This is a genomic window from Mesorhizobium sp. M5C.F.Ca.IN.020.32.2.1, from assembly GCF_004023105.1.
Classification (GTDB): Bacteria; Pseudomonadota; Alphaproteobacteria; order Rhizobiales; family Rhizobiaceae; genus Mesorhizobium; species Mesorhizobium wenxiniae.
The window spans coordinates 1-9,806 of the sequence record NZ_RZSX01000135.1; the positions used below are offsets into that span (position 1 = coordinate 1).

The following is a 9,806-nucleotide window of genomic DNA, read 5'->3' on the forward strand; positions in this document are numbered from 1 at the left end:
GTGGAAGTTGTTCGCCTGCCTGTGGCTCTTGGGCGAGACGCCGAGCGAAAGGAAGGCAAGCGCCAGGATGACGGCGTCGCGCACGAGGTTCTGCAATTCAAGGCTCACGCCGTGGACGGAGAAAGCCACGCCTGGCTTCCAGGTCGCGGAAAGCAGGATCGCGCCGATGACCCCGGCCAGCAGCGGGACGTTGGGCAGGCCGCGGATGCGCACCTTCGTGTCCGGTGTCGGATCCTTGATCTTCGGCGCGCCGGCCTCGCGGCGATGCAGGATGACGTCCATGGCCAGGAAGACGGCCAGCACCAGGCCGCCGACGAACAGTGTCTCCTGATAGAGGTTGGTGGTGGTCCAGAAGAAATCGACGCCGCGCAGAAAGCCGACGAACAGCGGCGGGTCCCCGAGCGGCGTCAGCGACCCGCCGATGTTGGACACCAGGAAAATGAAGAAGATGACGACATGGGCATTGAACGCCCGGTTGTCATTGGCGCGCAGGATCGGCCGGATCAGGATCATCGAGGCGCCGGTCGTGCCGATGACTGAGGCGAGCATCGCCCCGATCAGCAGCAATCCGGCATTCACCAGCGGCGTGCCATGGATGTTGCCGGCGACGAGGATGCCGCCTGAAATGGTGAACAGCGCAAACAGAAGAATGATGAACGACATGTATTCGGTAAGCAGTGCGTGCAATACCGCCTCTGTGGCCGAAGGCATGCCGAACGCCACCGCCAGCGGCACGACCGCGAGCGCCGCCCAGAAGAAGGTGATCTTGCCGTAGTGATGCTCCCAGACATGGTGGAAGAGCAATGGTCCGGTGGCGATCGACAGAAGCAGGCCGGCAAAGGGCAGCGCCCACCACAACGACATTGTTTGGCCCGGCAACTTGTGGGCCTCGGCTGCGAGCGCTATTCCCGGAAACAGGGTTGCGACTGCCACCACTGCGCCCGCCGTCAAAGCCGCCGCAAACCGCATAAAGCCCCCTCTGGAATTGTGTCGGATGCGATTGGTGACGTTCAAGCCAGCGTCACGCCGGCATCGCGCATCCGATTCAGCATCGTCTCGACGGACCCGTTGAGATTGATGCCGCGGCAGGCGTCGAGCCGCACTGTTGTGTGGAAGCCCTGCTTGACCGCATCGAGCGCCGAAAAGGCGACACAGAAATCGGTCGCGAGACCAACCAGGGTCAGCGTTTCGATGCCGCGCTCCCTAAGATGGCCGGCAAGACCGGTCGGCGTCGTATGGTCGTTCTCGAAGAAGGCCGAATAGCTGTCGATCGCCGGCCGGAAGCCCTTGCGGATGACCAGTTCGGCCTTGGTCCAGGCGAGGCCGGAGTGAAAGTCCGAGCCTAGGCTGCCCTGGATACAGTGGTCCGGCCACAGCGTCTGCTGGCCGTAAGGCATCTCGATCGTCTCGAACGGCTTCTTGCCGGGATGACTGGAGGCAAAGCTCGAATGGCCGGCGGGATGCCAGTCCTGCGTCAGCACGACATGTTCGGTCCGCCGGATCAGGTCGTTGACCAGCGGCACGATCTCGTCGCCGCCGGCAACCTCCAGCGCGCCGCCCGGGCAGAAATCGTTCTGCAGGTCGATGATGACAAGCGCTTCGTCGGCCATGGAGCCTCCCTCTTGTTTGTCCGGAGGCATGACCCGAACCGGAAGTCTGCCGAAACGTGGAATCCGGTGTTCGAAGCCAAGCCCCACCGAAAAATGCCGCTAACGCGACCGGATGGAGAAACTCGACCAGATGGCCGGCTGCGTCAACCTCCAACGGTATAACAAATGCGTGCCGCCGCGCCGAGGCGGAGAGCGGCCCCAAACTCTGGCTTTGACAAATCTTGCCGGCTTGATATCATTTGCATACGAATGAATTTGACCGGCCCGAGTGCCGGAAGGATTCCTATTTCTGGGAAGGCAAAGCGTGATCCGTTACGCGAAACCCACCACCGTCGACGAGGCTCTCGCTTTGCTTGGCGAGGCTTCGTGGCGCATCCTTGCCGGCGGCACCGATTTCTACCCGGCACAAGGGGCCAAGCCTTTCCGCGAGAATGTCCTCGACATCAACGGTCTGGCGGCGCTGCGTGGTATCGCCGAAACCGAGGACCATTGGGTCATCGGTGCGCGCACGACGTGGTCTGATCTTGTCCGTCATCCGCTGCCGGCGGCTTTCGATGCGCTGAAGCAGGCGGCGCGTGAAGTCGGGTCCGTGCAGATCCAGAACGTCGCCTCCATCGCCGGCAATCTCTGCAATGCCTCCCCGGCCGCCGATGGCGTGCCGACTCTGCTCATTCTCGACGCCGAGGTCGAACTGCGCTCGACGGCGATGGTCCGCCATCTGCCGCTGCAAAAGTTCATCCTGGGAAACCGCCGCACGGAACTGCAGCCGGGCGAAATGGTCACCGCCATCCGCGTGCCGAAAAATGCGGCCACCGGGGCGTCGGCTTTCGTAAAACTCGGCGCGCGTCGCTATCTCGTCATTTCCATAGCCATGGCGGCCGCCCGCCTGACCGTTGAGGGCGGCATCGTCGGCAATGCTGCCGTCGCCGTCGGCTCCTGCTCCGTTGTCGCCAAGCGTCTCTTGGGCGTCGAAGCAGCCTTGCGGGGGCTCCCGGTCGACCACGCTCTCGCCACCGCGATCCAGTCCGCACCGATGGTCGAGCTGTCGCCGATCGGCGATGTCCGCGGCAGCGCCGAATACCGGCTGGACGCCGCGCGTGAGATCGTCGTCCGCGCCGTACTAGATGCCGCGGGCCATATGCCTACGGCAAGGGTGGCGGCGGCATGAACCAAGCTCAACCTGACATGACCGAAGCTCAGCCTGGCATCAGCGGAGCTCAGCCTGGCATGAGCATGGCTCAGCCTGGCATGAGCATGGCTCAGGCTGGCATGAGCGAGGCTCAGCCTCGCATGAGCATGGAACGCGCCGACATCGCTTTCAAAGTCAACGGCGCCGCTGTTTCTGTCTGCGTGCCGCCGGTTCGCCGTCTCTCTTCGGTGCTGCGCGACGAATTGCACCTGACCGGCACCAAGGTTGGCTGCGACGCCGGCGACTGCGGCGCTTGCACGGTGCTTGTCGATGGCGAACCGATCTGCGCCTGCCTCATGTCAGCGGCTTCTGCCGCTGGCACCGTGGTGACGACCGTCGAGGGTCTCGCCAACGGCAGATTATCGGCGCTGCAGGCCTCGTTCCTCGATCATGGCGCAGCGCAGTGCGGCATCTGCACACCCGGCCTGCTGGTCGCGGCGACCGCACTTCTCGACAGCAAGCCCAACCCAACCGAGGCTGAAACACAGGATGCACTGGGCGGCGTCCTCTGCCGCTGCACCGGCTACCGCAAGATCATCGCTGCGGTGATGAATGCTGGACGGTTCGCGAGCGAACTCTCGACCGACGGCGCTGCCCCCAATCCGCCTGCGGGCACCTTCTCCCCGTATAGTGACGGGGAGAAGGGACAAGCTCCAGCGCCGGCCTCCCCCTCTTCCCGTCTTTCACGGGGTGAGGGTGAGGGGCAGCACCAACTTAAGCGGCTGGATCTCGACCGTGACCGCAGAATGCCAATCTCAGGCCACGCCGTCGGTTCGTCGCCGATCAGGCTCGACGGCCTGCCGAAAGTCACTGGAGGCGAAAAATTCGGCGGCGATTCCTTTCCGGCCGATGCGCTGGCAGTGCTGGTGGTCCGCTCGCCGCATTATCATGCCCGCTTCGCTTTCGGCGATCTCGACGCCTGGATAAAAGCTCATCCCGGAATCGTCGGCGTCTACACCGCTGCCGACATTCCTGGAAAGAACAGCTTCGGCGTCATTGCGCCTTTTGCCGATCAGCCGGCGCTGGCCGAAGGTTTTTCGCGCTTTCGCGGCGAGGCGGTGGCGCTGGTTGCCGGTGAGCGCGAGGCCATGCTCGATCTCGACCTTTCGGATTTCCCTGTTCGTTGGACTGAGTTGCCGCACGTTCTGCAGCCCTGCGAGGCGCAAGCCGGCGGCGCACAACTGATCCACGAAAATCGGCCGGCAAACCTGCTCACCACCGGCTTTGTCGAGCGCGGTGATCCCGAAGCCGCCCTTGCCGGCGCGGCTTTCACGGTTTCCGGCGCCATCGACACGTCCTACGTCGAGCACGCCTATATCGAGCCGGAAGCCGGCCATGCCTATATGGACGGCGACACCCTGGTCGTCGTCGCCTGCACCCAGGCGCCGTACATGGACCGCGACGACGTGGCAAAGGTGCTTGGCCTTGCCGTCGACAAGGTGCGCATCGTGCCGACCGCCACCGGCGGCGGGTTCGGCTCCAAGCTCGATGTTTCGTTGCAGCCGCTGATCGGTCTGGTCGCGATGCGAACCGGGCGGCCGGCCGCGCTCGCCTACACCCGCAATGAATCGATGATCTCGACCACGAAGCGCCATCCCGCTGAGATGAAGGCGACGATCGGCGCCGATGCCGATGGCCGCATCATAGGCATGGTCTTTGCAGGCGATTTCAACACCGGCGCCTATGCGAGCTGGGGTCCGACCGTCGCCAACCGCGTGCCGGTGCATGCCTCCGGTCCCTATGCAACGCCGAACTATCGCGCCGAAGGCCGCGCCATCCACACAAACGGCCCGATCTCCGGCGCCTTCCGCGGCTTCGGCGTGCCGCAGGCGACGATCATGCAGGAGACGCTCTATGACGAGCTGGCCGAAAAGCTTGGGCTGGATCGGCTCGACTTTCGATTGAAAAACTGCGTTCGTAACGGCTCCGAAACGGTTACTGGCCAGAGGCTGGAATCGGGCGTCGGTATCGCCGAGTGCCTTGAAGCGCTGCGGCCGCATTGGATGCGCGCCCTTCTCGATGCCGAGTTGTTCAACGCCGGCAGCAGCACAAAAAAACGCGGCGTCGGTGTCGCCTCTTGCTGGTATGGCTGCGGCAACACCTCGCTACCCAATCCGTCGACCATCAGGGTCGGCATCTCCGCCTCCGGCGATGTCGTCCTGCATCAGGGTGCGGTTGACATCGGGCAAGGCTCGAACACGGTCATTGCCCAGATCTGCGCCGACGCGCTCGGCCTGCCGCTGGAAAAATTCCGGCTGAAAAGCGCCGACACAGCGATCACGCCGGACGCCGGCAAGACGTCCGCTTCGCGCCAGACCTTCGTGACCGGCAAGGCCGCCGAAAAGGCCGGCCGCGCCTTGCGCGAGACGATGCTGCGCTTTGCCAACGTGTCGGAGAAGGCGGTGATCGCTCTGGACGGCGCAAGCCTGGTCATCCGCGAAGGCGAAGCGACCCGGCATATCGATTTATCAACGCTGAAGGCCGATGCCGATGGCTTCGTTTTCCGCGCCGAGGAAAGCTACGACCCGCCGACATTGCCGCTCGACGCCAAGGGCCAGGGCAAGCCTTACGCGGTCTACGGCTACGGCGCACAGATCGCCGAACTGGAAGTCGACCTCAAGCTCGGTACGGTGAAGCTGATCAAAATCACCGCCGCGCATGATGTCGGCAAGGCGATCAATCCGCTGCTCGCCGAAGGCCAGATCGAGGGCGGCATCGCGCAAGGCATCGGCATGGCGCTGATGGAGGAATACATCCCCGGCGGCACCGAGAATCTGCACGACTATCTCATCCCGACCATTGGCGACGTACCGCCGATCGAGACCATCCTGATCGAAGTTCCGGATCCGGAAGGACCCTTTGGCGCCAAGGGTCTGGGCGAACACGTGCTGATCCCGACGGCGCCCGCGATCCTCAATGCCATCCGTCATGCCACCGGTGTCCTGGTCACCAAAATTCCGGCGACGCCGAGCCGCATCCGCGCGGCGATACGGGACAAGGAGGCACGCCGATGAGCGAGCTGGCCGAACGCTTCGAAACGCATGATCCCGGCGAGAAGCAGGTGGCGGAGAAGATCCGCTGCGATGCCTGCCCAGTGATGTGCTACATATCAGACGGCCGTACCGGCGCCTGTGATCGCTACGGCAATGTCGGCGGCAGGATCGTGCGGATGGATCCGCTCACCATCCTCGACCACGCGACCGAGACCGGTGGCGCGGTCGTACCGTTTGTCGCCGAGGGCGAAGAATGGGACGGCGAACTGGTCAACACCGGCCGCCGCTTCGTCACCGCGATCGGCGCCGGCACCACCTACCCCGACTACAAGCCGGCCCCTTTCATCGTCAGCCAGCAGGTCGAAGGCGTCGATCTCGTCACCGTGGTCACCGAGGGCATCTTCTCCTACTGCGGCGTCAAGGTGAAGATCGATACCGACCGTCATATCGGCCCCGAAACGGCGACGGTGCGCGCCGGAGGCGAAGCGATCGGCCATGTCACGACAGGCGAATACGGTTCGCAGATGCTGTCGCTCGGCGGCGTGCATCATCTGACCGGCGGCTCGAAAGCCGAAGGCCGCGCCACCTGCGATGCGCTGCTTAATCTATGCAACCGCAAGCCGGTCGAACTTGCTATCGATGGCGGTGCCACGGTGATCGTCGAAGCCGGCAAGCCGCCGGTCATCGACGGCAAGCTCGAACACCGCATGCGCGTCGGCTGCGGCTCTGCCACGATCGGCATGTTCGCCACCCAATGGCGCGGCCTGGTCGACGAGGTGGTGGTGGTCGACGACCACATCACCGGCGTCGTCTCCGAGCATCAGGCAGGCAAGGTGCTCGGCTGGCAGGAGACGGGGATAAAAATTATCGGCCGCCGTTCGACCCCGGGCCGCTATTTCAAGGTGTCCGAGCCCGGCCTCGGCTGGGGCGGCACCAGCATTTCCGACCCGCTGTCGATCCTAGGCGAATGGAATGCGAAGAAGGGCGCGCGGCCGGGCCTGTCACTGCTGATGGTCTCGACCACCGGCGAGCAGTTCGCCTATTACGAGCTCGACGACGAGTTGAAGCCGGTGCAGAAACCTTTCCCGGAGCGGCTGCAGAAGTCTGTCGGCCTGATCGAGGACAATTGCGAGCCGGCGCTGTGCACCGTGCTTTTCGTCGGCGGAGCCGGCGGCTCGCTGCGCGCCGGCGTCACTGAGAACCCGGTCAATCTGACCCGCTCGGTGCAGGGCCTGACGACTTATGTGACCGTTGGCGGCGCGCCGGTCTATGTCTGGCCGGGCGGCGGCATCACGCTGATGGTCGACGTCACCCGCGTGCCGGAAAACGCCTTCGGCTATGTGCCGACACCGGCGCTGGTCGCGCCGATCGAGTTCACCCTGCGCCGCGACGACTATGTCAGGCTCGGCGGCTACGAAGCCGAGATCCGCAGCGTCGATGAGATTCTCGCCAAAGGCGGCGAATATCTCAATCCGCGCCGCGGCACGGCTGCGACGGCCAGCAATCCGTGGCCGCCGCTGGCGCAGTTGCGGCGCGCAGCGGGCAACGGGGTCAAGTGATGAACGGCCCGCAGGCGCATTGGCTTGAGGACGGCAGGCGGCTGCATCTCAATCATGGCCCGATCGACCTGATCATTGAGGCATTTGGCGACGCGAGCGAATGCCGCGCCGCCTATGGCCAGGCGGTGGCGCGGTTTCAAACAATCCTGTCGGAACTCGTCGAAGAGCTGCCAGAACTGCGCCGGCCAGCCTCCTTGCGGACACGTGCTTTCGCTGGCCCGACGGCGCGGCGCATGGAAGCGGCGGTCAATCCGCTGGCGGAACAATTCATCACACCCATGGCCGCCGTCGCCGGTTCGGTAGCCGACGAAATGCTTGGCGCGCTGCTGGCCGGGCGCCGGCTCGATCGCGCCTACGTCAACAATGGCGGCGACAGCGCGATCCATCTCGGCAACGGCCGGTCGATCACCCTTGCCATTGCCGGGACAGGCCATGGTTTGGCAGACCGCATCACGATCCACGCCGAAGACGGGATCCGCGGCGTCGCGACGAGCGGCTGGCGCGGCCGTTCCTTTTCGCTCGGCATCGCCGACGCCGTCACCGTGCTGGCGCGGACGGGTGCTGAAGCCGATGCCGCCGCGACCCTGATCGCCAACGCCGTCGACCTGCCCGGTCATCCTGCCGTCGAGCGCGTGCCGGCGCGCGCTCTGGCGCCCGACAGCGACCTTGGCGATCGCCGGGTCACCCAGGGCGTCGGCGTGCTTTCATCAGGCGAAATAGCCGCGGCGCTGGACAGCGGACTCGCCGTCGCCGAAGAGTTTCGGGGACACGGCCTGATTTCCGCCTCAGCGCTGTTCCTTGCCGGTCAGGCACGGATCGCCGGTCCCATGGCGCTCACTGCCCCCAGTGAGAAATCAAGGAAGGAAATTGCCCATGTCTGAGTTTGCGATCCGCAAGGTTGCGGTGCTGAGCGAAGAGATATTTCACGAGGGCGGGCCGGTGGCGAAGGTGCCGCGCCGCCGTGCCGCCGCCATGGCGGTGGTGAAGAACCCGTTCGCCGGCCGCTACGTGGAGGATCTGCAGAGCGCCATGGACGATCTGAAGCCGCTCGGGCTGCTGCTTTCCGACAAGCTGATCGCCGCGTTGGGCGGCGACGTGAAGCAGATCGACGGCTACGGCAAGGGCGCCATCGTCGGTATCGCGGGGGAGCTGGAGCATGGTGCGCTGTGGCATGTGCCTGGCGGCTATGCGATGCGTGAACGGCTCGGTGACGCCAAGGCGATCGTGCCATCGGCAAAGAAGGTCGGCGCCTTCGGCTCGCGGCTCGACGTGCCGCTCGGCCATATCAACGCCGCCTATGTGCGCAGCCATTTCGATGCCATGGAGGTCGGCATCAGCGACGGGCCTCGTCCCGACGAGATACTGTTCTGCCTCGCCATGACCTGCGGCCCGCGCGTGCACGACCGCATGGGCGGCCTTGCGGCAAAAGACATCAAGGCTTGGGACGGACTGCGGTGAGCGCCGAGGACGTCAAGCTCAAGCTGGTCGAGGCCGAGGAGCCAGACGAAAACGATTACCGCTTGCAGGAGCAGGTCGGCTTCATCCTGCGCAAGGCGCACCAGCGCCATGTCTCGATCTTCGCCGCGCACATCGCCGACCTGACACCGCCGCAGTTCGCCGCCCTGGCCAAATTGCACGATGTCGGCGAGACCTCGCAGAACCAGCTTGGCAGCCTGATCGCCATGGATGCGGCGACGGTGAAAGGCGTCATCGACCGGCTCAAGGCGCGGGGCCTGGTCGAGCTTTCCAAGCATGAGGTCGACAAAAGGCGCCTGCTGGTCAGTCTGACTGCTGAGGGCCGCAATGCCGTCGAGCGGCTGATCCCGATCGCCCGCGACATCACGGAGGAAACGCTGGCGCCGCTTTCCGCCAAGGAGGCCGCCATTTTCATGAAGCTTTTGGCCAAGCTGGCGTGAACAGGCCTTGGTCAGCGCTGCCCCTCACCTGCCTGCCGGCATCCTCTCCCCGTGGAACGGGGAGAGGTACTCGTCATCGACGACTTCGTCTCAGACCCCATTCTCCTTCAGGATCTGGGCGGCATTTTCCTTGGTGATCTTCTGCATCGGAAGCGTGATGGTGTTTTCTCGCCGTTCAGGAACTTGATCGCCTTGCCGCAGCCCTTCGGCACCCGGCGTCACGTAGGCGAACGTCACCGTTGGCATGAGCTGCACGCCCTCGATCAGGGGCTGTCGACGCCGAAAAACTTGATGTCTTGCTCGCGACCGGCGTCCTTGGCGGCAAGGTAAGCGCCGTAGCTTGTGACCGTCGACGAGGGCTCCTCGTTGGCGCTCCGGCCATCTCCCCCACTTTGGGGGTGTTTGGACTGGGCGATCGGCAGCGTGAGCACCGCGCCCAGTCACTCCCGCGACGTTGGCGACTGGCGAAAGCGTGATGACGGCAAATTCCCAACCGGAGAGGTGTCCGGCAGGCCAGAGGGGGGCGCGAGGCATCGCTA

8 protein-coding genes and 1 pseudogene are annotated in these 9,806 nt (G+C 64.7%); 6 read left to right on the forward strand and 3 right to left on the reverse strand.

Annotation, left to right across the window (positions count from 1 at the left end; genetic code table 11):
- Both EOA86_RS09490 and pncA read right to left on the reverse strand, forming a co-directional pair.
- The coding region (locus EOA86_RS09490; RefSeq protein ID WP_128341354.1) for a sodium:proton antiporter at positions 1-969 on the reverse strand (969 nt) is incomplete at its 3' end.
- A gap of 41 nt (positions 970-1,010) precedes the next feature.
- Entirely contained in the window at positions 1,011-1,610 is a 600-nt protein-coding gene (gene pncA / locus EOA86_RS09495) for a bifunctional nicotinamidase/pyrazinamidase (RefSeq protein ID WP_127212513.1), read from the reverse strand.
- A 304-nt stretch (positions 1,611-1,914) separates the two neighbouring features.
- Here pncA and EOA86_RS09500 point away from each other — a divergent pair, with 304 nt between their 5' ends.
- The 6 genes from EOA86_RS09500 to EOA86_RS09525 all read left to right on the forward strand — a co-directional run bounded on the left by EOA86_RS09500 (position 1,915) and on the right by EOA86_RS09525 (position 9,267).
- Entirely contained in the window at positions 1,915-2,778 is an 864-nt protein-coding gene (locus tag EOA86_RS09500) for a xanthine dehydrogenase family protein subunit M (protein WP_128341356.1), read from the forward strand.
- Between the two features lie 122 nt (positions 2,779-2,900).
- Positions 2,901-5,813: a molybdopterin-dependent oxidoreductase gene (locus tag EOA86_RS09505; RefSeq protein WP_245497201.1), complete on the forward strand. Its 2,913-nt coding sequence runs from the start codon at positions 2,901-2,903 to the stop codon at positions 5,811-5,813.
- Positions 5,810-7,351, forward strand: coding sequence for a 6-hydroxynicotinate reductase (locus tag EOA86_RS09510; RefSeq protein WP_128341359.1), 1,542 nt, complete (start codon positions 5,810-5,812; stop codon positions 7,349-7,351). Before EOA86_RS09505 ends, EOA86_RS09510 begins: the two co-directional genes overlap by 4 nt.
- On the forward strand, positions 7,351-8,232 hold the full coding sequence (locus EOA86_RS09515) for a UPF0280 family protein (RefSeq protein WP_128341360.1): 882 nt from the start codon (positions 7,351-7,353) through the stop codon (positions 8,230-8,232). The genes EOA86_RS09510 and EOA86_RS09515 overlap by 1 nt, the downstream gene beginning before the upstream one ends.
- Complete coding sequence (locus EOA86_RS09520; protein WP_029347243.1) at positions 8,225-8,809, forward strand: amino acid synthesis family protein; 585 nt, start codon at positions 8,225-8,227, stop codon at positions 8,807-8,809. The genes EOA86_RS09515 and EOA86_RS09520 overlap by 8 nt, the downstream gene beginning before the upstream one ends.
- Positions 8,806-9,267 carry a MarR family transcriptional regulator gene (locus EOA86_RS09525; protein WP_065011628.1) on the forward strand — a complete coding sequence of 154 codons (462 nt, stop codon included), beginning with the start codon at positions 8,806-8,808 and terminating at the stop codon, positions 9,265-9,267. The genes EOA86_RS09520 and EOA86_RS09525 overlap by 4 nt, the downstream gene beginning before the upstream one ends.
- Before the next feature lie 90 nt (positions 9,268-9,357).
- Here EOA86_RS09525 and EOA86_RS41475 read toward each other — a convergent pair.
- Positions 9,358-9,608, reverse strand: a pseudogene (locus tag EOA86_RS41475) (sugar ABC transporter substrate-binding protein); the annotation flags it as partial.
- Between the last annotated feature and the right edge of the window lie 198 nt (positions 9,609-9,806).